The sequence below is a fragment of the Enterococcus sp. DIV1316a genome (assembly GCF_050536915.1).
Classification (GTDB): domain Bacteria; phylum Bacillota; class Bacilli; order Lactobacillales; family Enterococcaceae; genus Enterococcus; species Enterococcus faecalis.
On the sequence record NZ_CP172913.1, the window covers coordinates 1,241,334 to 1,267,905 of the forward strand.

Annotated in this window: 21 protein-coding genes and 1 pseudogene; 20 read left to right on the plus strand and 2 right to left on the minus strand. The window is 37.1% G+C overall.

Features of this window, described 5'->3' with window-relative positions; all coding sequences use genetic code 11:
* Positions 1 to 19: 19 nt before the first annotated feature.
* Entirely contained in the window at positions 20 to 364 is a 345-nt protein-coding gene (locus IGL56_RS06030; protein ID WP_002357660.1) for a metal-sulfur cluster assembly factor, read from the minus strand.
* 275 nt (positions 365 to 639) lie between these two features.
* Here IGL56_RS06030 and IGL56_RS06035 point away from each other — a divergent pair, with 275 nt between their 5' ends.
* The 18 genes and pseudogenes from IGL56_RS06035 (at position 640) to IGL56_RS06120 (ending at position 23,451) form a co-directional block, all read left to right on the plus strand.
* Positions 640 to 1,704, plus strand: a complete 1,065-nt coding sequence (locus IGL56_RS06035; protein WP_002357659.1) for a dipeptide epimerase — start codon at positions 640 to 642, stop codon at positions 1,702 to 1,704.
* 16 nt (positions 1,705 to 1,720) lie between these two features.
* The gene (locus tag IGL56_RS06040; protein ID WP_002357657.1) at positions 1,721 to 3,097 is read left to right on the plus strand and encodes a transglutaminase-like domain-containing protein; all 1,377 of its coding nucleotides are present in this window, start codon (positions 1,721 to 1,723) and stop codon (positions 3,095 to 3,097) included.
* A gap of 17 nt (positions 3,098 to 3,114) precedes the next feature.
* On the plus strand, positions 3,115 to 4,767 hold the full coding sequence (locus IGL56_RS06045; RefSeq protein WP_002357656.1) for a peptide ABC transporter substrate-binding protein: 1,653 nt from the start codon (positions 3,115 to 3,117) through the stop codon (positions 4,765 to 4,767).
* Between the two features lie 309 nt (positions 4,768 to 5,076).
* A complete protein-coding gene (locus tag IGL56_RS06050) occupies positions 5,077 to 5,910 on the plus strand; it encodes a PRD domain-containing protein (RefSeq protein WP_002357655.1) in 834 nt (277 codons plus the stop codon).
* A gap of 36 nt (positions 5,911 to 5,946) precedes the next feature.
* Entirely contained in the window at positions 5,947 to 7,929 is a 1,983-nt protein-coding gene (nagE, locus tag IGL56_RS06055) for an N-acetylglucosamine-specific PTS transporter subunit IIBC (RefSeq protein ID WP_430599858.1), read from the plus strand.
* A 240-nt stretch (positions 7,930 to 8,169) separates the two neighbouring features.
* Positions 8,170 to 9,650: pseudogene (locus IGL56_RS06060) on the plus strand (BglG family transcription antiterminator).
* Positions 9,640 to 10,092: a PTS sugar transporter subunit IIA gene (locus tag IGL56_RS06065; protein WP_002381921.1), complete on the plus strand. Its 453-nt coding sequence runs from the start codon at positions 9,640 to 9,642 to the stop codon at positions 10,090 to 10,092. The pseudogene IGL56_RS06060 and the gene IGL56_RS06065 overlap by 11 nt, the downstream one beginning before the upstream one ends.
* Positions 10,092 to 10,409: a PTS fructose transporter subunit IIB gene (locus tag IGL56_RS06070; protein WP_002357651.1), complete on the plus strand. Its 318-nt coding sequence runs from the start codon at positions 10,092 to 10,094 to the stop codon at positions 10,407 to 10,409. The genes IGL56_RS06065 and IGL56_RS06070 overlap by 1 nt, the downstream gene beginning before the upstream one ends.
* A gap of 19 nt (positions 10,410 to 10,428) precedes the next feature.
* Positions 10,429 to 10,878 carry a PTS sugar transporter subunit IIA gene (locus tag IGL56_RS06075; protein ID WP_002357650.1) on the plus strand — a complete coding sequence of 150 codons (450 nt, stop codon included), beginning with the start codon at positions 10,429 to 10,431 and terminating at the stop codon, positions 10,876 to 10,878.
* Between the two features lie 108 nt (positions 10,879 to 10,986).
* Positions 10,987 to 12,087: a PTS fructose transporter subunit IIC gene (locus tag IGL56_RS06080; protein WP_002357649.1), complete on the plus strand. Its 1,101-nt coding sequence runs from the start codon at positions 10,987 to 10,989 to the stop codon at positions 12,085 to 12,087.
* 137 nt (positions 12,088 to 12,224) lie between these two features.
* Entirely contained in the window at positions 12,225 to 12,914 is a 690-nt protein-coding gene (gene alsE, locus IGL56_RS06085) for a D-allulose 6-phosphate 3-epimerase (RefSeq protein ID WP_002357648.1), read from the plus strand.
* Positions 12,915 to 13,204: 290 nt separating this feature from the next.
* The gene (locus tag IGL56_RS06090; protein WP_002357646.1) at positions 13,205 to 13,822 is read left to right on the plus strand and encodes a lysozyme family protein; all 618 of its coding nucleotides are present in this window, start codon (positions 13,205 to 13,207) and stop codon (positions 13,820 to 13,822) included.
* Positions 13,823 to 13,950: 128 nt separating this feature from the next.
* Positions 13,951 to 16,287, plus strand: coding sequence for a cation-translocating P-type ATPase (locus IGL56_RS06095; protein WP_002357645.1), 2,337 nt, complete (start codon positions 13,951 to 13,953; stop codon positions 16,285 to 16,287).
* A gap of 316 nt (positions 16,288 to 16,603) precedes the next feature.
* On the plus strand, positions 16,604 to 18,490 hold the full coding sequence (dnaG, locus tag IGL56_RS06100) for a DNA primase (RefSeq protein ID WP_002357644.1): 1,887 nt from the start codon (positions 16,604 to 16,606) through the stop codon (positions 18,488 to 18,490).
* 107 nt (positions 18,491 to 18,597) lie between these two features.
* Positions 18,598 to 19,704, plus strand: a complete 1,107-nt coding sequence (gene rpoD, locus IGL56_RS06105; protein ID WP_002360364.1) for an RNA polymerase sigma factor RpoD — start codon at positions 18,598 to 18,600, stop codon at positions 19,702 to 19,704.
* Positions 19,705 to 19,855: 151 nt separating this feature from the next.
* On the plus strand, positions 19,856 to 21,931 hold the full coding sequence (locus tag IGL56_RS06110) for a cell division site-positioning protein MapZ family protein (RefSeq protein ID WP_002381916.1): 2,076 nt from the start codon (positions 19,856 to 19,858) through the stop codon (positions 21,929 to 21,931).
* A 73-nt stretch (positions 21,932 to 22,004) separates the two neighbouring features.
* Positions 22,005 to 22,886 carry a CvfB family protein gene (locus IGL56_RS06115; protein WP_002357641.1) on the plus strand — a complete coding sequence of 294 codons (882 nt, stop codon included), beginning with the start codon at positions 22,005 to 22,007 and terminating at the stop codon, positions 22,884 to 22,886.
* A 115-nt stretch (positions 22,887 to 23,001) separates the two neighbouring features.
* The gene (locus IGL56_RS06120) at positions 23,002 to 23,451 is read left to right on the plus strand and encodes a Fur family transcriptional regulator (RefSeq protein ID WP_002357640.1); all 450 of its coding nucleotides are present in this window, start codon (positions 23,002 to 23,004) and stop codon (positions 23,449 to 23,451) included.
* Positions 23,452 to 23,501: 50 nt separating this feature from the next.
* Here IGL56_RS06120 and gap read toward each other — a convergent pair whose 3' ends face one another.
* On the minus strand, positions 23,502 to 24,512 hold the full coding sequence (gene gap / locus IGL56_RS06125; protein ID WP_002357638.1) for a type I glyceraldehyde-3-phosphate dehydrogenase: 1,011 nt from the start codon (positions 24,510 to 24,512) through the stop codon (positions 23,502 to 23,504).
* A gap of 287 nt (positions 24,513 to 24,799) precedes the next feature.
* Here gap and obgE point away from each other — a divergent pair, with 287 nt between their 5' ends.
* Both obgE and IGL56_RS06135 read left to right on the plus strand, forming a co-directional pair.
* Positions 24,800 to 26,116, plus strand: a complete 1,317-nt coding sequence (gene obgE / locus IGL56_RS06130) for a GTPase ObgE (RefSeq protein WP_002384537.1) — start codon at positions 24,800 to 24,802, stop codon at positions 26,114 to 26,116.
* Positions 26,117 to 26,254: 138 nt separating this feature from the next.
* Positions 26,255 to 26,557, plus strand: a complete 303-nt coding sequence (locus tag IGL56_RS06135) for a hypothetical protein (protein WP_002357636.1) — start codon at positions 26,255 to 26,257, stop codon at positions 26,555 to 26,557.
* Positions 26,558 to 26,572 lie beyond the last annotated feature (15 nt).

The window sequence follows — 26,572 nt, forward strand, 5'->3', positions numbered from 1 at the left end:
ATCATTAGCCTCGAAATAACTAGCGAATACCCAAAGCAATTCGTGCGTAACGGCTCATTTTATCCGTTGTCCAAGCAGGGTACCAGACTAATTTTACTTCGATATTATTTACTTCAGGAATATCTTTTAAAACACCATGGATTTGTTCTGTTAAAACATCTGCTAACGGACAACCCATTGTGGTTAAGGTCATTTTGATGACAGTATCACCAGTTTCTTCTGCAAATTCAACTTCATAAATTAGTCCTAAATTAACAATATCGATGCCTAATTCAGGGTCAATCACTGTTTCTAATGCAGTTAAAATATCTTCTTTAATTGCTTCAACTTCTTCGGTTGAACGTTGTTGAGGTTGTTCACTCATTCGTCTTCTACTCCTTTGCAAGTTGCCTCTTTACTATCATACCTTTTTTAAGAATGTTTGTAAATGAGAAGTATCTCACATGTCATGGAATTTACTGATTTATTAAAAAAGCTCATAAAAATCTAAATTCATTTTATTTTAATCAAAATCTCATTATTTTGTTGACATTAGAAAACAATGAGTTTAGAATGATCGATAACAATCTAAATTTAATTTTTGGATATTTTTAAAAAACTGAATTTTCAGTCAATTGGAAATATCAAAGGGAGGATTTTATGAAAATTAAGCAGGTACATGTTAGGGCATCGAAAATTAAACTGAAAGAAACATTTACGATCGCTTTGGGGACGATAGAATCAGCGGATAGTGCAATTGTGGAAATTGAAACAGAAGAGGGATTAGTTGGATATGGAGAAGGAGGGCCAGGCATTTTTATTACCGGTGAAACGTTGGCTGGCACGATTGAAACGATCGAATTATTTGGCCAAGCAATCATTGGCTTAAACCCCTTTAATATTGAGAAAATTCATGAAGTGATGGATAAAATATCTGCTTTCGCTCTAGCGGCAAAAGCAGCAATCGATATTGCTTGTTATGATTTGATGGGTCAGAAAGCTCAACTGCCTCTTTATCAATTGTTAGGCGGCTATGATAACCAAGTAATAACGGATATTACACTAGGTATTGATGAACCAAATGTGATGGCACAAAAAGCCGTCGAAAAAGTCAAACTAGGTTTTGATACATTAAAAATTAAAGTCGGAACAGGAATTGAAGCTGATATCGCAAGAGTAAAAGCGATTCGTGAAGCAGTTGGCTTTGATATCAAGCTCCGCTTAGATGCGAATCAGGCTTGGACGCCCAAAGATGCAGTTAAAGCGATTCAAGAATTAGCAGATTATCAAATTGAATTAGTGGAACAGCCAGTTAAAAGACGCGATTTAGAAGGTCTAAAATACGTTACTTCACAAGTTAATACGACAATTATGGCTGATGAAAGCTGTTTTGATGCTCAAGATGCGTTGGAATTAGTTAAAAAAGGCACAGTCGATGTTATCAATATAAAATTAATGAAGTGTGGCGGCATTCATGAAGCGCTGAAAATTAATCAGATTTGTGAAACAGCAGGCATCGAATGCATGATTGGTTGCATGGCGGAAGAAACAACCATTGGCATCACGGCTGCTGCCCATTTAGCTGCTGCTCAAAAGAATATCACACGAGCAGATTTAGATGCGACATTCGGTTTAGAAACTGCGCCCGTAACTGGGGGCGTATCCTTAGAAGCAAAACCATTATTGGAATTAGGAGAAGCAGCTGGATTAGGCATTTCTCATTAAAAAAGGAGTAAAGCAAATGAAGTATGATTTAAAGTATCTTAGTGTTCCTTTGCCTGAGGAAATTCAAAGGGTGAAAGAATTTGGCGATTTTGCAAGTGCGGATATTGCCATTGATTTTTGGTTGACAAAAGAACTTCCGCAGGCATTAAAAGAACGTTTGATAATTGAAAAAGATGTCATTAAAATGATGCGTATGAATGAGTATCCTCATAGCTTTGCAAAAGCTGATCAAATGATGAGAGACACTTTTCAGGATTATCAAACAGAGGAATTAATTCGTTTAAAAGAAACGGGATTAGTGGACTGGGTTTATATTGACGGTGAACCGTATTTCCAACTTCGATTTTTGGCCAATTTAATTAAAACAAATGCGGCATATGTTGCACGTTTGCGGGAAGCAGAAAGCAATCAATTAGAAATTCTCCGCAAAAAAGAACTAAAAGAGAACATCGAACAAATGCAAAAAAACGGTGGTAGAAAAGTGAGAACAACAATTAAAGCCACCATTCAGGTGAAAAAAGAATTTGAGCGTCCAGGTGAGCGTGTTCGTGTCCATTTGCCGCTGCCCAAAGCGTGTCAACAACAATCAGAAATTGAAATCCTAGCTACGTCACCTGAAGCAACCTATATTGCGGCAGAAGATGCGCCTCAACGAACACTGTGTTTTGAAACAATCTTAAAAGAAAATCAAACGTTTACAGTTGAATATTGTTATGTTAATCGGATGGTTTACCAACAGTTAGAAGAAAATAACGTAGACAAAATGCAACCAAGCTTTGATTTAGAGGAACAGTTACCGCATATTCGATTCACGCCTTATTTAAGAAATTTAGCAGATGAGATTGTGGGCGATGAAAGTAATCCCTTAAAAAAGGCACGCTTGATTTATGACTTTGTGACGACAAAGATTCATTATTCTTTCATGCGTGAATATTTTACAATTTCCAATATTTCAGAGTATGCTGCAACTAATTTAAAAGGTGACTGCGGCGTGCAAGCGATTTTGTTTATCACGCTTTGTCGGATTGCAGGGATACCAGCCAAATGGCAATCGGGATTATATGTTTCTACACATTATACAGGCTGTCATGATTGGGCACAATTTTATATAGAACCGTACGGCTGGCTCTTTGCGGATTTATCTTTTGGCGGAGGTGCTTACCGAGACGGGGATAGACAGCGGTGGAATCATTATTTCGGCAATTTAGATGTTTTTAGAATGGTCGCAAATAGTGAGATCCAGGCAGACTTTCAGCCGGCAAAAATGCAATTGCGTGCAGACCCAATTGACAACCAGCGGGGAGAATTTGAGTACGAAAATGAGGGCTTGCCCTACGCATGCTTGATAGTTTCGCAAGAACGGCTTTCCATGGAAGAGTTGCCGTTTGATTGACACATAGGGGGAATAGTATGAAAAAGTTAAAAATGATGGGGATTATGTTATTTGTTAGTACGGTCTTGGTAGGTTGTGGCACAACAGCAGAAACAAAAAGAGACGAGAAAGCAACTGAGAAAACCAGTGTCTCGAAAAAAGTTTTAAATTTAATGGAGAACTCGGAAATCGGTTCAATGGATTCTATTTTTACACAAGATGAAGCCAGTATTAACGCACAGTCCAATGTCTTTGAAGGGTTATATCAATTGGATGAAAAAGATCAACTAATACCTGCTGCTGCTAAAGAGATGCCAGAAATTTCTGAGGATGGCAAACGATATACCATTAAACTAAGAGAAGATGGCAAGTGGTCCAATGGTGATGCTGTAACAGCCAATGATTTCGTTTTTGCTTGGCGTAAATTAGCGAATCCCAAAAACCAAGCCAATTACTTTTTCTTGTTAGAAGGAACGATTCTGAACGGAACAGCTATTACAAAAGAGGAAAAAGCACCAGAGGAATTGGGTGTCAAAGCGCTTGATGATTATACTTTGGAGGTTACTTTGGAAAAGCCTGTACCGTATTTTACGTCGTTATTGGCATTTTCTCCATTTTTCCCACAAAACGAAGCATTCGTGAAAGAAAAAGGACAAGCCTATGGCACTTCTAGTGAAATGATTGTATCCAATGGTCCATTTTTAATGAAAAATTGGGATCAGTCAGCGATGTCGTGGGATTTTGTGCGTAATCCCGACTATTACGATAAAGAAAAAGTAAAATCAGAAACGATTCATTTTGAAGTTCTTAAAGAAACCAATACCGTTTATAATTTGTACGAATCAGGTGAATTAGATGTGGCTGTCTTAACAGGAGATTTTGCTAAACAAAATCGAGACAACCCAGACTATGAAGCAATCGAACGGTCAAAAGTCTATTCCTTACGTTTAAACCAAAAAAGAAACGAAAAACCATCCATTTTTGCAAATGAGAATGTCCGCAAAGCTTTAGCTTATGCTTTGGATAAAAAAAGTTTAGTCGATAATATTTTGGCAGATGGTTCAAAAGAAATTTATGGGTACATTCCAGAAAAATTTGTATATAACCCAGAAACGAATGAAGATTTTCGTCATGAAGCAGGCGCCCTTGTCAAAACAGACGCCAAAAAAGCCAAAGAGTATTTAGATAAAGCAAAAGCAGAGCTAAACGGAGATGTAGCCATTGAACTTCTTTCAAGAGATGGTGATAGTGACCGAAAAGTTGCTGAATTTATCCAAGGCCAGTTACAAGAAACGTTGCCAGGTCTCACTATTAATGTCAAAACAGTTCCTTTAAATAATGCGATTGAATTAATGAGAAAAGGGGATTATGAATTGTCTGTTGGCATGTGGGGACCCGATTATCAGGATCCAATGACTTTCTTAGAAAGCTCAGTTAGTGGTAACCGTATGAACTATTCTAGCCCAACGTTTGATCAACTAATTGAAGAAGCAACAACTAAATACGCAAATGATCCTGAAACTCGTTGGCAAACATTAATTAAAGCTGAAAAAGTATTGGTGGAAGAAGATGCCGCTTTAATTCCTTTATACCAAGAGGCCCGTAGTCAGCTTGTACGACCAGGTGTCAAAGGTATTCAGTATCATAACTTCGGTGCAACGAGCACATATAAGTATGCCTATAAAGAATAAATTAGTGAACAAAAGTACCTTTAGCTGAAGGTACTTTTGTTCCGATAAGAGTTTCTTTTTTGTTAATAGTCAACAATTAATAAAAAAATAATTGAAAAAGGTTGACAAAAATAATGATACTCGTTAGAATAAGCACTGTTAACAAATGAATAGCGTTTTCATGTGACTAGATAATACTAGGCATGGAAGAATTTCGTAATACAATGTGGTGTACAATGGTTACGCAACATGTTTAACGGGATTGTTCTATGCTTTTTTTGTTGTTTTCACTGAAAATGTTAGAATTACTTCTGCAGAAGAGGGTCATTTATGAAAATTAAAAAGGTGCTAAATCAAAATGCTGTACTTGTTCTTGACGAAGGACAGGAGAAAGTAGCTGTCGGTAAAGGCGTCGGGTTTAATAAGACTAAAAATGATGTCTTATCTCGACAATTGGTGGAGCGGATGTTTGTGATGGAGCCAGAAGGACTGAAAAAACTTCAAGTATTGCTATCACAAATCGAAGACAAATACTTTTTAGCGAGTGAAGAAATTATCCAACATGCTGAAACGGTATTGGGTGAAAAGTTGAATGAACATATTAATATTGGGTTGAGTGATCACATTGCTTTTGCAGCTGAAAATATTCAAAATAATATTATTGTTCGGAACAAGCTTTTAAGTGAAATTGAGATTTTATATAGTGAAGAATTTGCTATTGCTCAATGGGCTGTAGAATATTTAACACAAACCTTAGAGATTCCATTTAGTTATGATGAAGCGGGGTATATTGCAATTCATATCCATAGTGCTCGTAGCGGGCGTACTGATAATAGTAAAAGTATCCGTGAAGTTACAATCGTTTCTGAAATTATTCATTTAATCGAGCAGGAATTGGCTATTGATATTCATGATGATAAAAATAGTCTCAGTTATTCACGTTTGGTGAATCATTTACGTTTGTTTATTCATCGCTTCCAACAAAATCAATACGCTGTTTTAGATGAAGAAATTTTGGAAGTCGTAAAGAAAAAGTATGCTGAAAGCTATGAAATCTCAAAAAAAGTACAAGTCTTATTAATGAGAAATTTTCATTATCAAGTACCAAATGAAGAACTTGGTTATTTATCGATTCACATTGAACGATTAAGAATGACCAAATAATAAAAATTAAATAGTTTATGTGAGGAGTTACGTATAATGAAAGCGTATATGCAAAGAATGGGACGTTCGTTAATGTTACCAGTTGCTGTATTACCGGCGGCTTCTTTATTAGTCGGTATTGCCAACTGGATCGTGGGAACAATCGGCGCTAGTCCAGCCACAACTTTTCTAATGAATGGTGGTTTGGCTATCTTAAACAACTTAGCATTATTATTTGCGGTTGGTTTAGCGTTAGGAATGTCAAAAGATAAAGATGGATCGGCAGCATTAGCTGGTTTAGTCGCTTATTTAGTACCAAAAACTGTTTTAGCGCCTGCTTCTATCCAAGCCATTAAAGGCTTCAAGGATATTGCTGAAGTAAACCCAGCCTTCAACAGCATGGACAACAATGTCTTTGTCGGGATTGTCGCTGGTTTAGTTGCCGCGGCAATGTATAATCGTTTCTCTGGTGTGAAATTGCCAATGGCTTTATCATTCTTTAGTGGAAAACGTTTAGTTCCTATTATGTCAGCTATTTCGATGTTAGCAATCTCAGCTGTCTTATTCTTCTTCTGGCCAGTTGTTTATAACGGATTAGTTGCTTTTGGTAAAGGAATCTCTAGCTTAGGTTTCGTAGGAGCTGGCTTGTATGGTTTCTTTAACCGACTATTAATTCCAACAGGCTTACACCATGCCTTGAATTCTGTTTTCTGGTTTGATGTTGCTGGTATCAATGATATTGGGAACTTTTTAGCTGGTCAACAAGCGTTAGATACTGGTAAAGCAATTGTAGGACAAACAGGGATGTATCAAGCTGGTTTCTTCCCAGTAATGATGTTTGGTTTACCAGCAGGCGCGTTTGCTATTTATCAATGTGCGCGTCCTGAGAAGAAAAAAGTTACAGCTTCATTAATGTTAGCTGCTGGTTTTGCGGCTTTCTTTACAGGCGTTACTGAACCTTTAGAATTCTCATTTATGTTCGTTGCTTGGCCTTTATATGTTTTACATGCAGTCTTTACAGGTATTTCTTTAGCATTCGCTGCGTTTATGCATTGGACAGCTGGCTTTGCCTTTAGTGCAGGTTTTGTAGACTTCTTCTTAAGTTTGAAAAACCCAGTCGCAAATCACCCAATGATGTTGGTGGTTCAAGGACTTGTCTTTGCGGCAATTTACTACTTCGGTTTCCGTTTTGCAATCACTAAGTTTAACTTAATGACACCAGGACGCGAAGAAGGCGATGGCGAAGAAACACCAGATGTTGCAGACGGCGACAACAAATTCGCTTCTCTAGCTCGTCGTATTTATGATGGTTTAGGCGCTGATGCTAATGTAACTTCTATTGATAACTGTACAACTCGTTTACGCTTAACAGTGAAAGATACAGGCAAAGTGGATCAAGCAAAAATTAAAGCAACTGGGGTTCCAGGTGTGAAAGTCATTGATGACACCAATATCCAAGTGATCGTTGGTACGGAAGTACAATTTGTTGCTGACGAAATGCAACGATTATATAACCACCAAGCGCCAGCAACACCTGTTTCTAAACCAGTTGTTGAAGAAAAAGCACCAGTTTCAACAAAAGAAACTGAATTATATTCTGTAGCGAATGGGAAAGTTATTCCTATTTCTGAAGTACCAGATGATGTTTTCTCAGCAAAAATGATGGGTGACGGTTTTGCTGTCGTACCAACAGACGGCGAAGTTTCAACACCCGTTGCTGGTAAAATTACTAGCATTTTCCCAACAAAACATGCGTTAGGTATCCAAACAGATTCAGGCATTGAAGTATTATTACACATGGGTCTAGATACTGTTGAGTTACAAGGTGGACCATTTACATTACATGTTGAAGAAGGCCAAGTTGTAAAACAAGGCGATAAAATTGCAACCATTGATTTAGCCGCATTAGAACAAGCTGGCAAAAAATCAGATTTAATTGTTGTTTTCACAAATCAAGATATCGTTGCTCAATACGATTTACAAAAAGCAGGTCAAACGACTTCAATGAATGATGTAATCGGAAATGTTACCGTAAAATAAAAGTAAAAAAGGGCTAGCCGCAAGGCAGCCCTTTTTTGTATTCTTTGAAAGTATTAGTGTCTGTAGAGCCAGTAATTCAAAATCGCTTGCTCTGCAGATTTTTATTTATAAATAGCCTTAGAAAGTTTCGCATAATTGAACACTTTAACCACTCACAAAAATGGCCAATGTAACGGACAGAAAACAAGGAAGCGTTTTCTTTTATATGGATTATAATAAATATATCAAGGAGGGGTTGCTATGAGTTCGAAAAAAGAACGTGGACAAAAATTGTTGTTACTTCTCTCAAAAAAACAAGATTATATGACTGCAGAAGAATTGGCAAACTGCCTAAGTACTTCTCCTAAGACAGTTTATCGTTTGATAAAAAAATTAACGATGAATTTTCAGAAGGTTCACTCATATTATCTGAGAAAGGACGAGGATACAAGCTAGACTATGAACGATTTATGGAACAGAATCGACATTTAGTCGAAAAAGAAAGTGATTTTTCGCCAAGGGAAAGACGCAATCGAATTCTGGAGGAATTGTTGTTAGCTTCTCCACAAGCTAAAAATGTTTATGAATTATTTGCAAGATATTATGTTGGCGATTCTGTGATATTTAGCGATGAACAACAATTATCCGAAGATTTAAAGAAATATGATTTAACACTCAAACGGAAAAATCGAACGTTGGCAATTATCGGTGAGGAAAGAGCTATCAGGAAAGCCATTTCCGATAGAATACAACTGTTGAACATTATCGATATTGAGGATCTTCGAAACAACAAAGCATTAAATTTTAATAATTATGATGTCCTTTTTACGTTAGATCAAGTCAGGAACATTGAAAAAAAACTGGATATTACTATTCCACATCCATATAACGTAAACATCTTTTCGCATCTTTATATCTTAATTAGTCGTTCACGAAAAGTAGCTATTTATGAAAAATACCAATTATCTAACGAAGAAGAACAAGAATTAACAAAGGACTTAGTACTCAAAAAGGTCGCGCAAACAACGATTCAACAGATTGAAACTTATTTAAATAAGAGACTGCCTAACGTTGAAATTTATTACTTATATCAATATTTGGTTTCTTCTAGGATGCAAGGTTCGTTTAGTAAAGTAACTAATTTTTCTTTCAAAGTAATGCAAATTACTCAATTTTATTTAGAGGAAATGAGTGCACAACTAAAAATTTTAACTGATAATGATCAGCTACTTCTTGAATTGGCTAGTCATATAAAACCAATGATAAATCGTCTTGAAAACGGCATACATGTTAAGAATAGTTTATTGGATCAAATAAAAATGACGTATGAAACAATTTTCAGAAAAATTGTGCAAGTTTCTAAGCAAGTAAGTAAAAACTATCAACTGCCGGCTATAAACGAAGATGAGAATGGGTTTATTACATTGTATTTTGCGCGAATGATTGAAACCAATCAGTTACCTATTCGTACTTTGATTATGTGTACCACTGGAATTGGAACTTCAGAACTATTGAGAGTAAAAGTTGAAAAGAAATTCCCTGAATTACAAATTGTTGAAATTATTGCCACACGAAATATAAAGAAATCATTAAAAGATTATTCTGATATTGAATTGATTCTTACAACGATTCATTTACAGGAAAAGGTCCCCATTAAATCATTGTTGGTAAGTGCCATGTTTACAATGGATGATCAGTATCGATTACAAAGAAAAGTTGAGGAAATCTATCATGAACGTTAATCCTTTATACCAAGTTTTCCTAAACCAAGAACTTCTTTCAAAACAGCAAGTATATCAATTCATTGCAGAAACAGCAACACCTTTGTTAACGCCCGAAGAAAAAAATCAGATTGAGGAATCTTTGGTAAATCGTGAGAAGATGGGAAGTAATCAGATTGCAGAGCAAATTGTCTTGCCACATTTAGAAAATGCACTCTTGAAAAAAAGTGAAATATATCTGATTGGCTTAAAAACAGAAATCCAAGAATGGACGGCAGACATTAAGCAAGTGAAATTAATTATTGTCATCTTACTAAAAGAAAATGAACAGTTAAAAGTAAAAAAAGAAATCAGTCGATTTACTAGAAAATTAGCAAATGAAGACTTCTTAGAAAAGTTGTTGCGTTTAAAAACAGAAACAGATTTTTATAAAATTATAGAAAAATTTGAGGAGGAAAAATAATGAAGATAGTCGGCGTAGCAGCCTGCACAGTAGGAATTGCTCACACATATATCGCACAAGAAAAATTGGAGAACGCTGCAAAAAAAGCAGGAGTTGAGATTCATGTAGAAACACAAGGGACCATTGGGATTGAAAACAAACTAACGGATGAACAAATTAAGGAAGCGGACATTGTTATATTAGCCATTGATGTAAAAATTTCTGGAAGAGAGCGTTTTGATGGGAAACGAATCATTCAAGTACCTACAGAAGTTGCTGTAAAATCACCCACTAAACTAATTGAAAAAGCAGAAGAAGTTATGACACAAGAAAAGTAACCTTCTAGGAGGAATTGTAATGGAAGTAAAGGATATCATTGACTTAAAAACCGTTAAAACGAATATGAATGTAAATACAAAAGAGGAAGCGTTAAAAGAATTAGCCAATCTTTTGCTTGAAAATGGCAATATTTCAGAGGAAAAAGGCTTTATAAAAGATATCTATGTTAGAGAGGCGGAAGGCCAAACAGGCATCGGAAACTATCTAGCCATTCCACATGGCAAAAGTGCGTATGTAAAAAAAATAGGCGTGGCCATTGGTATTAACAGTACAGAAATTCCTTGGGAATCTTTAGATGATAATGGCGTAAAAGGAATCATTCTTTTTGCTGTGGGCAATGATCATAAAGAAACAACTAGCCATCTTAAACTATTATCATTGTTTGCCAGAAAACTCGGAAATGATGAAGTAGTGAAAGAACTCCTTCAATCAAAATCGCCAGAGGATGTAGTGAAGGCATTCTCTTAATGAAATTACTGAGACAGCATATTGTGGATATTTTCTACAGAAGAATTCATAACAGCAATTTTTTTAAATAGAAAATAAAATAAAAGAACAATGTTTAGGAGGATAAAAATGAAAAAACTAAAAGAGTTAAATCTTAAAGGTCATTTATTAACAGCAATCTCATATTTAATTCCAATTGTCTGTGGCGCTGGCTTTTTAATTGCAATTGGTATGGGGTTTGGTGGCTCAAGTCAAGGAACCTTGGTACCAGGTGAATTTTCGCTTTGGGATGCTTTAGCTACTATGGGTGGCGCTGGCTTAGGCTTACTGCCGGTTGTTATATCTACTGGCATTTCCTTTTCAATCGCTGGTAAACCTGGAATTGCTCCGGGCTTTATTATTGGTTTAACTGCGAATGCAGTTGGCGCTGGCTTTATTGGTGGTATCTTAGGTGGTTACTTGGCAGGATATCTTGTATTAGCTATTTTAAAATATGTGAAATTACCAAACTGGGCGAGAGGGTTAATGCCAACATTAATTATTCCATTTTTAACCTCAATTACTGGTGGATTAATCATGGTATATATTATCGGGACCCCAATAACGGCATTTACTTCATTATTAACGAACTTTTTAGATAGCTTAGGTAACTCGTCATTATTAATTTTTGGTGGTGTAATTGGTTTATTAAGTGGTATAGACTATGGCGGACCCATTAACAAAACTGTTTTTGCCTTTGTTTTGACAATGCAAGCGGAAGGACTTAATGGACCAATTACAGCATTGCAATTAGTAAATACAGCAACGCCAATAGGCTTTGGATTAGCTTTCTTCTTTGCTAAATTATTTAGAAAAAATATTTATACAAAACTAGAAGTTGAAACGTTAAAGTCTGCCGTACCAATGGGCGTGATTAACATTGTTGAAGGTGTTATTCCTTTAGTTATGAATGATATTGTCCGAGGAGTCATTGCTACAGCGATTGGCGGCTTCGTGGGTGGCGCAACAACAATGATCTTAGGGGCGGATGCGACTGTTCCATTTGGCGGTGTTTTAATGATTCCAACAATGAGTAAACCGCTGGCTGGTGTTATTGCAATTGTTGTAAACGCTGTGGTTACCGGTTTAGTTTTAGCTATTATTAAGAAAGATGTAACTGAGAAAGATATGGAAGCTTTAGTAGAAAAAGAAGAAGAGGAGATAAACTTGGAAGATATTCAGATTTTCTAAACAAAATGAAAAAGCGCAACAAAATTAATGCAATTTATATTGCCTGTCAGAGATGTGTCAACGTCTGAATATAACGAGTTAGAAAAATTTTCAAAAACATCAACCAAATAATCAGATAGAAAGAGTTGAAAATTAGAATGAACAAAGTTGAATTTTCTCCGTCACTAATGACGATGGATTTGGACAAGTTTAAACAACAAATCACCTTTTTGAATGATCATGTTGCTTCGTATCACATAGACATTATGGATGGTCACTATGTGCCAAATATCACGCTATCTCCGTGGTTTATTGAGGAGTTAAGAAAAATTTCGAAGCTCCCAGTATCTGCCCATTTAATGGTTACGAATCCAAGCTTTTGGGTACAACAACTAGTAGATATCAAATGTGAATGGATTTGTATGCATGCAGAGGTTTTAGATGGTCTAGCATTTCGCCTAATTGACCAAATTCACAATGCTAATCTTAAAGCAGGGATCGTCCTTAATCCCGAAACGCCTATTGAATCAATCTTTCCATATATTGAATTGTTGGATAAAATCACAATCATGACCGTTGATCCAGGCTTTGCTGGCCAGCGATTTATTGAAGGAACACTTGATAAAATTGTTGCTCTTCGTAATTTACGTGAAGAAAAAGGGTATCGTTATGTAATTGAAATGGACGGCTCATCGAATAGAAATTCATTTAAGCGAATTGATGCTGCAGGACCTGATATTTATATTGTTGGTAGAAGCGGATTATTTGGATTAGATGAAGATATTGAAAAAGCTTGGAAAATGATGAGTAGAGACTATGAAGAAATGACTGGGAAAAAAATTCCATAAAACAATTGACTGTTTGTTAAAAGAATAGATAAGTTGTATAAAGTCAAGCCTAGAAAAGAATTTTGTTCATTCTTATCTGGGCTTTTTTGATGCAATAAATAAGCGCCAATAGAACAAAATTACTTGTTATTCTATTCTAGGTGAAAACGTTCAATCTTGCGAAGTTACGGTTTGTTCACAAAAAAGTTACTTTTATTAAATAAAACTAAAGAAGTAACAAAAACTTCGCTTTTTTCAGTTATTTCAAGTAACATAGAACGTATCTTAAAAGAAAAAGTTTGGATGATTCGATGCGTAGAGTAAGAAAAATAATTTATAAAATCATGCTACTTTTGTTTGTTGGTTTAGTTGCTGGTCTTGGCTATCTTGGCTATAAAATACATCAAAATGTTGAAACGGTAATGACCTTTGAAAAACAAGTAGAAGCAGAAGTCAAAAAAAATAAAATACCTGAATACAAAACATTAGCTTTAGCGATTATCTATACAGAATCTAAAGGGAAATCTGGCGATATTATGCAGAGCAGTGAAAGTGTTTATGGGCAACAAGAAGTGATTGAAACACCAGAAGAAAGTATCGCACATGGCGTCAAATTTCTCGCGGAAGCGTTAGCGAAAGCAAAAGAAGCTGGCTGTGATGAGTGGACAGGCGTACAAGCATATAATTATGGACTGGATTATATTCAGTTTGTTAAAGAACGCGGCGGGAAACACACGACAGAATTAGCAGAAGAATATTCAAGAGAAGTCCTTTCACCGTTGTTAGGGAATGACCAAAATACGAAATATCGTTATTATCGTTGGCAAGCGTTAGTTTACAATGGTGGTTACCTTTATCAAAATGGTGGCAATATGTTCTATGCGGAAATTGTCAAAATGAATCGTTGGTTTATTGAAAAGTTAAATTAAAACGAGAAAAGTCTAAAGAATTCTTTCAACTTACAGGAATTTTTTAGGCTTTTCTTGCAGTTTCATGAAAATGCAAGTAAACTAGAAGGGATGTAACTGATTAATTGAAAAGGTAGGGAAAGAGCTGGATGTTGAATAAAGTCGACCTGAAAAAAGGGTTAAGTACAGAAGAAGTTGCCAAGCAGAAAGAGTTAGGCCTTCAAAATAATTATGAGGAAAATGTAGCAAAATCTACAAAAGATATTATTTTTGATAACGTCATGACGTTATTCAACTTTTTAAACTTTGCAATCGCTGTTTGTTTACTATTTGTCGGAGCGTATTCCAATCTGGCTTTCTTAGCGATTATTATTGTGAACATGTCAATCGGAATTTTCCAAGAAATTCATGCCCGTAATTTAGTTCAAAAATTATCTATTGTGGCAAAAGAAAATGTTCATGTTGTTCGAAATGGCGTACAACAAGAAATTGATACAAAAGAACTAGTTATGGAAGATATTGTTATTATCTCTGCAGGGGAACAAGTTCCTTCTGATATGGAAGTTATCGACGGTAAAGTCGAAGCGAATGAAGCGTTGTTAACAGGCGAATCAGATTTAATTGAAAAGGAAATCGGCGATACCTTGCTTTCTGGAAGTTTCATTGTTAGCGGACAAGCCTATGCCCGTGTTATCCACGTTGGTGCCGAAAACTATGCTGTGAAAATCACCCAAGAAGCCAAAGTGCATAAACCAATTCAATCAGAGTTAGTCAATTCGATTCGTAAAGTCTCTAAATTTACAAGTTGGGTGATTATTCCTCTGGGGATTATTTTATTTGTTGAAGCTTTTTGGTTAAGAGATGCTGGCATTAAAACATCTGTTGTTGCTTCTGCAGCTGCTTTGTTAGGGATGTTACCAAAAGGATTAGTACTATTAATTAGTATTGCGCTGACAACAGGTGTCATTAAGTTAGCCAAAAAACGTATTCTAGTACAAGATATGTACTCAATTGAAACATTGGCCCATGTGGATACTTTGTGTTTAGATAAAACTGGAACGATTACAGAAGGTAAAATGAAAGTGCAAAAGGCGATTATCTTGCATGACAAATATGAAGAACTCTTCCCGCAGATTATCGGAAGCTACCTATCTGAAAGTACGGATAATAATATTACAATGCAAGCAATTCGTGATCATTATGAAGTATCCAATCGATTTGGCGCAAAAGAAGTCTTGGCTTTTTCTTCTGAACGAAAATGGGGGGCTATTGAATTTCCAGAAATTGGGACAGTTTATTTAGGGGCTCCTGAGCGTTTGGTAGACGATAGTCGGTTGCCAGAAGCTGTTTTTACAGCACAAGAGAATGGTTATCGCGTCTTGATGTTAGCCATTGCGGAACAACAACCGTTAAACGAAACCAAAATGCCTTATTTAGAGCCATTAGCAATTCTAGAAATTGACGATCCAATTCGCCAAAATGCCAAAGAAACACTGGCTTATCTAAAAGAAGAAGGAATCGACTTAAAAGTAATTTCTGGTGATAATCCGGTGACTGTTTCAAATATTGCTCGTCGTGCTGGGCTACCCGGTTATGAGTCTTATATTGATTTGTCGACCAAAACGACAGAAGCAGAAGTGCGTGAAGCAGTTCAGCAATACACAGTGTTCGGACGTGTATCGCCTCAGCAAAAACGAACCATTGTACGTGAGTTGAAAGACACAGAGCATGTGGTGGCGATGACCGGCGATGGCGTTAACGATGTTTTAGCGTTACGAGAAGCGGATTGTAGTATCGCCATGGCAGAGGGAGATGGCGCTACTCGGCAAATTTCTAATCTAGTTTTGCTAGATTCTGATTTTACAACGTTACCAGATGTCTTGTTTGAAGGACGACGTGTGGTAAATAATGTAACCAGAGTTTCCAGTGTTTTCTTCATTAAAACGATTTATTCGTTTATTCTCTCAATCATTTGTGCCTTAACGGCCATTGCGTTCCCGTTCATTCCGATTCAAGTGACCTTGATTGATTTAGCAATTGAAGGGTATCCAGCCTTCTTCTTATCTTTCGAAGGGGACAAACGAAAAGTTGTCGGGAAGTTTTTACCAACGGCTTTGAAAAATGCGTCTGTTAATGCGCTTTTAGTTGTAGCGAATATCATTGCTGTTTATCTGATTGGACAAAATCAAGGATTTTCTTCTTTAGACACCACGACGTTAATGTATTATTTATTAGTCGGAATTAGCTGTATGGCTGTTGTTCGAGCATGTCTGCCTTTAAATCCACTACGCATTTTCTTGGTTTTCAGTACCATTATTGGTATTTATGTAGCAGCTATGTTATTCCACAACATTTTAGAAATTGGTTTCTTAACTTCGCAAACAATGGGTCTCTTCTTTATTATGATGGCCATTAATATTGTAGTGCGTGTAACAATTGGTTTCGTACAAATGAAACGTGCTGGAAAAACAATTAAAGATTTATAAAAAGCAGAGGTTGAGCTAAAAGCATTCGTCTCCAGAAATGCAGTTCTTCTTTAAATCTTGAAGGAAGTCGGAGCAAGTTTGATGTTTAACTGATTATTTTAAGAGTTAGTGTCTGGGGCAGGAGTCAGGATGACTTTTGTCCTAGATACTTTCTTTTTTTGTTGAGTTGAAACAAGATACTTGAAAAACAGAGATTATGTGATACAATAAATCATGTGTAAATGTGTCCATTGGAATTCGCACTGAAATGACAGTGCGTTTTTTAAACGGTCAATCACATGAGTTAGCACAATGCTATTCTTAGGAGGTGAGGACAATGGCACAACGCATTCCTCAGGAAGTCATTGAGGAAGTTCGTCACCGAACGAATATAGTAGATATTATTGGGCAGTATGTCCAGTTAAAAAAATCCGGTAAAAATTATATGGGTTTATGTCCGTTTCACGAAGAACGTTCCCCTTCATTTTCAGTAGCAGAAGACAAACAAATTTTTCACTGTTTTGGCTGCGGGAAAGGTGGAACTGTTTTTAATTTCTTGCAAGAAATTGAAGGCATTAGTTTTCCAGAATCCGTGAAACGTGTTGCAGATTTGGAACATTTATCTGTGGACTTTGATTGGTCAGAGCCGCGTGAAGTAGCGGATACCCCAGAAAACCAACAAAGACGGAGTTTGTTACAACTGCATAGTAAAGCCGCAGAACTTTACCATCATATTTTAGTGAATACTAAAATTGGCGAACCCGCATTAAACTATTTATTAGAGCGGGGGTTAACACAAGAACTAATTGAGACCTTTCAAATTGGATTTGCGCCGCAAAAACGTGATTTCTTAAGTCAAGTTTTTAAAAATGAACAACTGGATGAAACGCTTTTTGAGCCTTCTGGGCTGTTTGTCCAAAGAGATAACGGTACGTTTTTGGATCGTTTCTATCAACGAATCATGTTTCCAATTAATGATCCCCAAGGCAATATCATCGCCTTTTCTGGTCGCTTGTTAAAAACAGCTGATTTTCCAGGGGATGAGATGCCTAAATACTTGAATAGTCCTGAAACAACACTTTTTAATAAGCGAGAAACGCTGTTTAACTTTGATAAAGCCAGAAAAGAAATTCGTAAAGAAAATACAGTCTTGCTTTTTGAAGGATTCATGGATGTTATCGCTGCTTGGCAATCAGGCGTAAAAAGCGGGGTGGCTTCAATGGGGACTAGTTTGACCAATGAACAAATTCGGCGTTTGGAACGGGTCGCTAAGGAAGTAGTTATTTGTTACGATGGCGATAATGCCGGTGTTCAAGCCACAAACCGTGCGATTCAATTATTGCAAGAAAACAGTCATTTTGACTTGAGTATTGTCAGCATCCCTGAAAAGCTGGATCCTGATGAATATGTGCGGAAATATGGCGCAGAAGCTTTTCAAAATTTAGCCAATCATGGCCGAGAAACAGTTTTTAGTTTTAAAATGAATTATCATCGGTTAACTAGAAACATGAATAACGAAAAAGAACAATTGGATTATGTGAACGAATTGTTACGGGAGTTAACCAATGTTCAATCTCCCTTGGAACGTGATCGTTATTTAAACCAAATTGCTCAGGAATTTCAACTTTCTGTTCATAGTTTAGAAGAACAATTCAATCAATTGAAGCAAGAGCAACGTTCAGTCCAACGGCAAGAAAGGCAACAATTTTATCAAGATGAAATGATGCCACCACCAATGGAAGAACCTGTTTTTGAAGAGAATCACGTCCAAAACAAGTTACCGTTAACACAAGTTCAAAAAGCAGAACGTTCTTTATTATTTCGTTTAATGAATGAACAAGGAGTACGGCAAACCGTTCAACAATTGCCAGATTTTTCGTTCGCTCATGATGAATACCAAGAATTATATTTCTTGCTAGAAAGTTATGCGACACTGCATCAAAGTTTCGACATTGCCGATTTTATTAATTTCTTGCAAGATAATCAAACCAAACAATTAGCAATTGAAATTGCGTATCAGAATTTATCGGAAGAAAGCTCTGAGCGAGAAGTTGCCGATTTATTACATGTAATTGCCTTATCAAGTATTGCAGAGGCAATTGAGCAGAAAAAGATTCAACAGCAAGAAGCAAAACGAGTGGGCAACCAACAGCTTGAAGCCGAATTAACAATGGAGATTATCCAATTGGCTCGACAGCTTAAAGCTCAACGAACATTTACTTAAGCAATAAATGAATAGAACTAAGCGTTTTGTTCATTTTATTTTGATAAGTCCCAGTGATTTATCAGTTATTTCAAGCGTGAACCGAAAAATGAAGGGGGCCTTCTTTCATGGAAAAAGAAACAAGTAAAAAATATGAAGCTGCAGTGGCAGCATTTATCAAAGAAAACAAGCCTAAAGGAACAGTGGTTTATGATGATTTAGCGAATCAATTAGCCACACCGTATACTTTGGATGCAGAAGCTATGGAAAAATTGATCCAAAAAGTTGAAGATGCTGGTATCAGCGTGGTCGATGAAAATGGAGACCCAAGTGAACATAGCTTGAAAAAAGATGAAAAAGAAGCGGAAAAGGCCCAAGCAGAAGACTTATCTGCGCCAACAGGTGTTAAAATTAATGATCCCGTGCGTATGTACCTAAAAGAAATTGGGCGCGTTCAATTATTAACTGCCGCAGAAGAAGTTGAATTGGCACTTAAAATTGAAGAAGGCGATCAAGAAGCAAAACAACGTTTAGCAGAAGCTAACTTACGTTTGGTTGTTTCAATTGCCAAACGATATGTAGGTCGTGGTATGCAATTCTTGGATTTAATTCAAGAAGGTAATATGGGCTTAATGAAAGCTGTTGAAAAATTTGACTACCGTAAAGGATTCAAATTCTCTACGTATGCTACTTGGTGGATTCGTCAAGCGATTACGCGGGCAATTGCGGACCAAGCTAGAACGATTCGAATTCCTGTTCACATGGTTGAAACAATCAATAAATTGATTCGGATTCAACGCCAACTATTGCAAGATTTAGGTAGAGAACCAACGCCAGAAGAAATTGGTGCGGAAATGGATTTACCAACAGAAAAAGTTCGTGAAATCCTAAAAATCGCACAAGAGCCAGTCTCTTTAGAAACACCAATTGGTGAAGAAGATGATTCACATTTAGGTGATTTCATTGAAGACCAAGATGCTACCAGTCCTGCTGAACATGCAGCTTACGAATTGTTAAAAGAACAACTAGAAGATGTTCTGGATACTTTAACAGACCGTGAAGAAAATGTTTTACGTTTACGTTTTGGTTTAGATGATGGTCGGACACGTACGCTAGAAGAAGTCGGAAAAGTTTTCGGTGTCACTCGCGAACGTATTCGTCAAATTGAAGCAAAAGCGTTAAGAAAACTAAGACATCCTTCTCGTTCAAAACAATTAAAAGACTTTTTAGAATAAACATACCGTTTAGCGGCTCTTTTCGTGCATGCGAGAAGAGCCGCTTTTGATTTTTAAAAAGTCTCTAAATGTCATTGCTAGTTATTGGAAGAAGGCGCAAGTTGTGGTAAATTAGAAGTAATGGAATATTAGCAGAATGTGAGGCGGAAGAATGACAAAAAAATGTCCGAAGTGCGGGAACGAATTCGATGCAGAATTAACGACCTGCCCAACATGTGGCTATTCACTAACTGACACAACAGTTGATAAAGAAGAAGCGGAAACGACTTCAACAAATATAGATTTTGAAACACAGGAAAATGAAGAACACGAAGATCAATTAAATGAGAATATTGAGTGGTCTGAGTTAAAAGATATGAGCTTAGGCCATGTGATGGAACTGTTTGGCGAATCACCAGAAGAAGAAAGTAATGATGACAAAAAAGAAGAGTCGACAGAAGATAACTTAATAGTCTCTGATTCAGAGGATGTTTCTGGTCTAGAAGCATCGCTTCAAGAAGGGGCTAGTGAGGAGACTCATGATTCGGTGGAGGAGTCGATACCAGCGACAGAAGAGACGCCTACTCATTCAACAGAAGAAAAACTAGCAACGGACGAAGCAGTTAATTTAGAGGAAACAACAGAAGAAACAACGGAAGAAACAACTACTGTTGAAGCAGAAACAGCTGAGGTATCTGAGACGGTGAAGTCAGAAGAGGAAACTTTAACAGAGATTTCAGGAACTGAAGTTATCTCTACCACTTCTGAAGAAGAAATTTTTTCACAACCACCGATAGAAGATCAAGATGTAACACCAAACGAAACTTTGCAAGCTTATATTCAAGCGCATCGAGCAGATACAGAAATGTCTGAAAATCCATCAGAAGAAACAGCAGAGACCCAAGAGTTAGAAAACAGCGGTGAGGCAGTATTAACCCAAGCCGAAACACCAACTGAATCCATTTCAGATTCTGAAGAAGGGTTAACAAGTGCAGCGTCGCTAGAAGCACCGAGTGAAGCTGATGCAACCGAGGAAAAAGTTTCAGATTCAGGTGTGATACCACCGATGAATGAAACTGGGAATGCTCAACCAGCGCCTGCTCCGAAGAAACCATCAAAAAAAGTAGTTTTCGTTGCGCTTGCGGTTGTTTTATTAGCTGGAGGTAGTGCTTGGGCGTATCATGATCAAACGCAAAAAGCTGCCGCACAAGAGGCGGCGGCACTAACCAAGAAAACAGATACGCTGAAAGATGAACTAGCAGCCTTTTATACCACGAAGGAGCAAGTTTTTATTAAACCCGATATGGTGACTGTTAGTCCAGAAAAACTCTCAAAACAAGTCGCGGAAATTAAAGATTCAGAAGAGTATTCTCAATTAAATAAACAAATTCAAACATTGAAAGAGAAGCAACAAACCATTCAACAAATCAACCAATTATTTGAGGCGCCGATTGTCAATGGCAATGAGTTGAAACCGGCGATTCTAGCTGCTGATCAACCAATTTCCGTAAAGAAATTAACAGGAAATGATCCATTTGACCAATTGATGAACCAAGCAATCGATCAAGCGAACCAACAATACAACCAATTACAAAAAGCTAAAAAAGCGGTTGAGGTCATTTATAAAGATGGAAAAACTACCAATCAGCTGAATCGAGACACGTATCAAGCTGCTAAGGCAGAAGTAGATAAAGTAACAAGTGATAAGCTGAAAAAAGAACTGGTCAAACAAGTCACGACAGCTGACCAAGCGTTAACCAAGGTTGAAGAAGAACAGAAAAGAATTGCAGAAGAACAAGCTGCCGCAGAGCAAGCAAAACAAGCAGAAGAACAAGCGAAACAAGCTGCTGCCGCGAAAAAAGAGAACGCTAAGAAGGAAGAAACAGCAAAAACAGAAGCGAATGGCTACACGGCGCCGAACAGTGACGGGGTTTACACTAGTCCGCTTTATGCGCCAGATGCTGCCGATATCGCTGATAGTAGCAATCCAGCGTGGACATGGGCACCAGGTGTGAAAGAAAAAGTCTTAGACACAGTGATTGCTCGTGGCTATGTGGTTCCTGGCGGATATTCTTTAGAACCTGCCAAAATTGTGAATGGCGAAGGTTACTACAATCTTTATGCAACAAACAATCAATCAAAATTATTAGAAGGCACTACAGAGAAAAATGTTCACATGTATTTAGTTACAATCAATGCTAAAACAGGTTGGTTCAAAGGGAACGCTTCTCGTAATGCAGGGCAATAAAAGAAAATAGAAACAATCGAACAAAAGCGGAAATCTTTTGTTCGATTGATTTTCCTTGAGGAGTTAATGATAAATGAGAGAATTACTAGCAACAACATTTACCGGCATTGTGGTCGATGAAAATGAACAATTTTATTTTGTTCAAAAAAATGGCATCACATTCCGTTTAAAAAAAGAAGAAGGTACGCATGCCATAGGAGAGGCTGTAGAAGGCTTTGGTTATTTAAATCAAAAACAAGAGCCAGCACTGACAACTACAATTCCTACTGTGCGCATTGGTAGCTATGGCTTTGGTACTGTCACAGGAACGAGACGTGATTTAGGTGTCTTTGTGGATGTTGGCTTACCAGATAAAGATGTAGTTATTTCGTTGGATGAATTACCAACTATGCGGGAACTTTGGCCTAAAAAAGAAGACCGAGTAATGGTTACTTTAAAAGTGGACAGTAAAGACCGCATTTGGGGCGAATTAGCAGATGAAAAAGTCTTTAAAGCAATGGCAAAACGCGGGAATGCTGAAATGCAAAACAAAAACTTAACTGGGCATGTGTATCGTCTGAAACTTGCAGGAACGTATATTTTAACTGATGATTTATACATTGGATTTATCCATCCTTCTGAACGATTCCAGGAACCACGTTTAGGTGAAAAAGTAGTGGGACGTGTGATTGGCGTGCGGCCGGACGGCGTATTGAATCTTTCATTAAAACCAAGAAGTCATGAAGTAATCAGCGATGATGCGTTAATGATTCTAACTTTCTTAGAAAGAGCAAACGATCACCAAATTCCTTTCACCGATAAATCAAGTCCTGATGAAATTAAACAAACCTTTGGCATTAGTAAAGCTCAATTTAAACGCGCCTTAGGCCATTTAATGAAACAAAAATTAATTAAACAAGAAGATGGTAAAACAATTCTAATTGGCTCGTTGGAACAATCAAAAGAAAAAAATTAAGGTAGCTAATTGAGAATATCTTGCAAATTACAGTTATTTCTTTTATAATTATTTTAATTTGATTGATAAATTAGGTTTCTTAATTTGTAATCATTCTAAACAAGGAGCTGTAATAATGGATTCGACTGCTGCTTTAAAAAAGACAAAAAAACAATTACATGAATCAGGCTTTAAATTAACACCACAACGGGAAGCAACCGTACTTGTATTATTGGAAAATGAAAAAGATCATTTATCAGCAGAAGAAATTTACTTCTTGGTAAAACAAAAAAGTCCGGAAATTGGTCTAGCAACAGTCTATCGAACGCTAGAAATTTTAACAGACTTAAAAGTCGTTGATAAAGTGAGCTTTAACGATGGTTTAGCTCGCTATGATTTAAGAAAAGAAGGCGCCAAACACTTTCACCACCATTTGTTATGCTTAGAATGTGGCACAATTGAGGAAGTGGAAGAAGACTTGCTTGGTGAAGTAGAGCAAATTGTTGAAAGTCGGTATCATTTTTTAGTCAAAGATCATCGCTTAACTTTTCATGGTATTTGTCAAAGTTGTCAAAGTAAACATTAAAAAAACTGCCTTGCATTAATTTATGCAAGGCAGTTTTTTATTTATTGGCATTATAAATTAGCGAATTTTTCCAATAAGCGAATCATTTGGCAAGTAAAACCATATTCATTGTCATACCAAGCCACAGTTTTCACTAATTGGAAATCGCCAGCTGTCGTTACTTCTGTTTGCGTTGGGTCAAAAATCGAACCTTCTGTCGTGCCGATTATGTCTCCAGAAACAATTTCACGATCATCATAACCGAAAGAAGGGTTATCAATGGTGTGTTTTTTCATTGCTTCATTTACTTGATCAGCTGTTACTTTTGTTTTTAAAATGCTAACTAATTCTGTTAAGGATCCATCCACAACGGGAACACGTTGGGCATGGCCTTGTAATTTTCCATTAAGTTCTGGAATAACTAAGCCAATTGCTTTAGCAGCACCAGTTGAATGGGGAATAGTATTGTCTGCAGCAGAGCGTGCCGCACGAAGATTTCCGCCACGAACAGGGCCATCTAATAGCATTTGTGTTGATGTGTAGGCATGGACAGTTGTCATGGTCCCAACTTCAATACCAAATTCATTATTTAAAAAGTAAGCCATCGGTGCTAGACAGTTTGTCGTACATGAACCGGCAGAAATGATTTTATCGTTGGCATCAAGTGTATCATCATTGACGTTATAAACGATTGTTTTCATTGCGCCTGCAGGAGCAGAGATAACCACACGTTTCACACCTGCATCTAAATGAGCTTGTGCTTTTTCTTCAGAGGTATAAAAACCTGTACATTCAAGCACAATGTCTACTCCGTTTTCTTTAACCCAAGGGATTTTACTTGCATCTGGTTCTGCGTAGACACGGGTTTCTTCGCCGTCAACAACAATGCCATTTTCAGTGGCTGTCACGGTGCCAGGATAGGTGCCATGCGTAGAGTCAAATTGTAATAAGTGAGCCAACATTGTTGGGCTAGTCAAATCATTGATTGCCACAACTTCAATATCATCAGAAACTTCTTTTATTCGGCGAAAGGCTAAACGACCAATTCTTCCAAAACCGTTAATTCCTACTTTGACTGTCATAACAAAAATTCCTCCTTTAGATGTTTGTGTTTCTTTGGACCCTTGCTGAAAAAGTGATTTTCTTCAACTATCTATAGTATGAACCTCTAAAATTTTTTTGTCAAAAGACTGATAGCGAAGCGACAAAAAGAAAGCGAAAGATTCATGAGAAATTTTGCTTTTTCCAACGATAACTAACTAGAATTGCTAGACAAACGGTTGTTTTCCCGATACAATAATAAAGACTTTCGAATCACGCTTTTTGAGGTGATTAAAGATAGTAGAAGTAGAATAGGAGGACAAATTATATGTCCATGTTTTTAGATCAAGTGACGATTGATGTCAAAGCTGGTAAAGGCGGCGACGGAATGGTTGCTTTCCGTAGAGAAAAATATGTACCAGACGGGGGTCCCGCTGGTGGTGATGGCGGTCGCGGTGGCGACGTTGTTTTAGTTGTTGAAGAAGGATTACGCACATTAATGGATTTCCGGTTTAATCGTCATTTTAAGGCGACACCTGGAGAAAATGGTATGAGTAAAGGAATGCACGGTCGTGGTTCAGAAGATTTACTTGTCAAAGTTCCACCAGGTACAACAGTTCGTGATGCAGAAACTGGAGCCTTAATTGGGGATTTAATTGAGAATGGTCAGACCTTAGTAGTAGCAAAAGGCGGACGCGGTGGTCGTGGGAATATTCGCTTTGCTTCCCCAAGAAACCCTGCACCAGAAATTGCCGAAAACGGCGAACCGGGCCAAGAACGTAAAATTGAATTAGAATTAAAAGTTTTAGCAGATGTTGGCTTAGTTGGGTTTCCTTCTGTAGGGAAATCAACGTTACTCTCTGTTATCTCGTCCGCTCGTCCGAAAATTGGTGCCTATCATTTTACGACGTTAGTTCCAAACTTAGGAATGGTGACTACTAGTGACGGTCGAAGCTTCGCTGCAGCAGATTTGCCAGGCTTAATTGAAGGAGCTTCTCAAGGTGTCGGCTTAGGAACACAGTTCTTACGCCATATTGAACGGACGCGTGTTATTTTACATGTCATTGATATGAGTGGCATGGAAGGACGCGATCCTTACGAAGATTATTTGGCAATCAATAAAGAATTGGCTTCACACAATTTACGTTTGATGGAACGACCTCAAATTATTGTTGCCAATAAAATGGACATGCCTGAAGCAGAAGAGAATTTAGCGAAATTTAAAGAGCAACTTGCGAAGGAACGCACCGATGAGTATGCCGATGAGCTACCTATTTTCCCAATTTCTGGGGTTACTCGTAAAGGTATTGAACCTTTATTAAATGCAACAGCTGACTTGTTGGAAGTAACGCCTGAATTCCCATTATATGAAGATGAAGTGGTAGAGGAAGAAACCGTTCGTTATGGATTCCAACCAGAAGGTCCAGAATTTACGATTGATCGTGAACCAGATGCTTCATGGGTTTTATCTGGTGAAAAATTAGAAAAATTATTTGAAATGACGAATTTCGATCATGATGAAACAGTAATGCGTTTTGCACGTCAATTACGTGGTATGGGTGTCGATGAGGCATTACGAGCACGTGGCGCGAAAGATGGCGACATTGTTCGGATTGGTAATTTTGAATTTGAATTTGTCGAATAAGCATAAAACCAGTTCACTCAGTGAACTGGTTTTTTATTTTAAAATTAGTATTAAATTAGCGAATAGATTGAAATAATATTTTTAATAGCTTATAATTTTAAATGTAACAAAATAACAAACGAAAGGAGCGAAATTGAAATGGAAAACAATCAAGCAATGGTTCCTAAGTTTTCAGTTAAAAGTGCCGGTTTTCTTTTTAGTATGGGGCTCTTATGTGGTGTCCTGTTGCCGAGTGTTTTATTATGGACTTTCAATCTGCCGTTTAATATTGGTGCCATGATTTTTTTGCCTGTTGGGATTGCTTTTGCGTTAGCGTATAGTCATTATTTTATTGAAACGAAAACAGGTTTTTGTAAGCGTTTTATTTGGTTGTTTTTAATTTCTCTTATTTTATTAGAGCTTATCTCTTATTTATGGCTGATTAAAGGAGTTATTTTTTAAGAGAAAAACAGAGGA

Bases quoted from the DNA above. Each gene is read 5' to 3' on its own strand.
- obgE (WP_002384537.1), top strand. From the start codon at position 24,800: ATGTCCATGTTTTTAGATCAAGTGACGATTGATGTCAAAGCTGGTAAA.
- IGL56_RS06070 (WP_002357651.1), top strand. From the start codon at position 10,092: ATGAAGATAGTCGGCGTAGCAGCCTGCACAGTAGGAATTGCTCACACA.
- alsE (WP_002357648.1), top strand. From the start codon at position 12,225: ATGAACAAAGTTGAATTTTCTCCGTCACTAATGACGATGGATTTGGAC.
- dnaG (WP_002357644.1), top strand. From the start codon at position 16,604: ATGGCACAACGCATTCCTCAGGAAGTCATTGAGGAAGTTCGTCACCGA.
- IGL56_RS06110 (WP_002381916.1), top strand. From the start codon at position 19,856: ATGACAAAAAAATGTCCGAAGTGCGGGAACGAATTCGATGCAGAATTA.
- IGL56_RS06045 (WP_002357656.1), top strand. From the start codon at position 3,115: ATGAAAAAGTTAAAAATGATGGGGATTATGTTATTTGTTAGTACGGTC.
- IGL56_RS06115 (WP_002357641.1), top strand. From the start codon at position 22,005: ATGAGAGAATTACTAGCAACAACATTTACCGGCATTGTGGTCGATGAA.
- IGL56_RS06135 (WP_002357636.1), top strand. From the start codon at position 26,255: ATGGAAAACAATCAAGCAATGGTTCCTAAGTTTTCAGTTAAAAGTGCC.
- IGL56_RS06075 (WP_002357650.1), top strand. From the start codon at position 10,429: ATGGAAGTAAAGGATATCATTGACTTAAAAACCGTTAAAACGAATATG.
- gap (WP_002357638.1), bottom strand. From the start codon at position 24,512: ATGACAGTCAAAGTAGGAATTAACGGTTTTGGAAGAATTGGTCGTTTA.
- IGL56_RS06080 (WP_002357649.1), top strand. From the start codon at position 10,987: ATGAAAAAACTAAAAGAGTTAAATCTTAAAGGTCATTTATTAACAGCA.
- nagE (WP_430599858.1), top strand. From the start codon at position 5,947: ATGAAAGCGTATATGCAAAGAATGGGACGTTCGTTAATGTTACCAGTT.
- IGL56_RS06040 (WP_002357657.1), top strand. From the start codon at position 1,721: ATGAAGTATGATTTAAAGTATCTTAGTGTTCCTTTGCCTGAGGAAATT.
- IGL56_RS06090 (WP_002357646.1), top strand. From the start codon at position 13,205: ATGCGTAGAGTAAGAAAAATAATTTATAAAATCATGCTACTTTTGTTT.
- IGL56_RS06050 (WP_002357655.1), top strand. From the start codon at position 5,077: ATGAAAATTAAAAAGGTGCTAAATCAAAATGCTGTACTTGTTCTTGAC.
- IGL56_RS06065 (WP_002381921.1), top strand. From the start codon at position 9,640: ATGAACGTTAATCCTTTATACCAAGTTTTCCTAAACCAAGAACTTCTT.
- IGL56_RS06120 (WP_002357640.1), top strand. From the start codon at position 23,002: ATGGATTCGACTGCTGCTTTAAAAAAGACAAAAAAACAATTACATGAA.
- rpoD (WP_002360364.1), top strand. From the start codon at position 18,598: ATGGAAAAAGAAACAAGTAAAAAATATGAAGCTGCAGTGGCAGCATTT.
- IGL56_RS06035 (WP_002357659.1), top strand. From the start codon at position 640: ATGAAAATTAAGCAGGTACATGTTAGGGCATCGAAAATTAAACTGAAA.
- IGL56_RS06095 (WP_002357645.1), top strand. From the start codon at position 13,951: ATGTTGAATAAAGTCGACCTGAAAAAAGGGTTAAGTACAGAAGAAGTT.
- IGL56_RS06030 (WP_002357660.1), bottom strand. From the start codon at position 364: ATGAGTGAACAACCTCAACAACGTTCAACCGAAGAAGTTGAAGCAATT.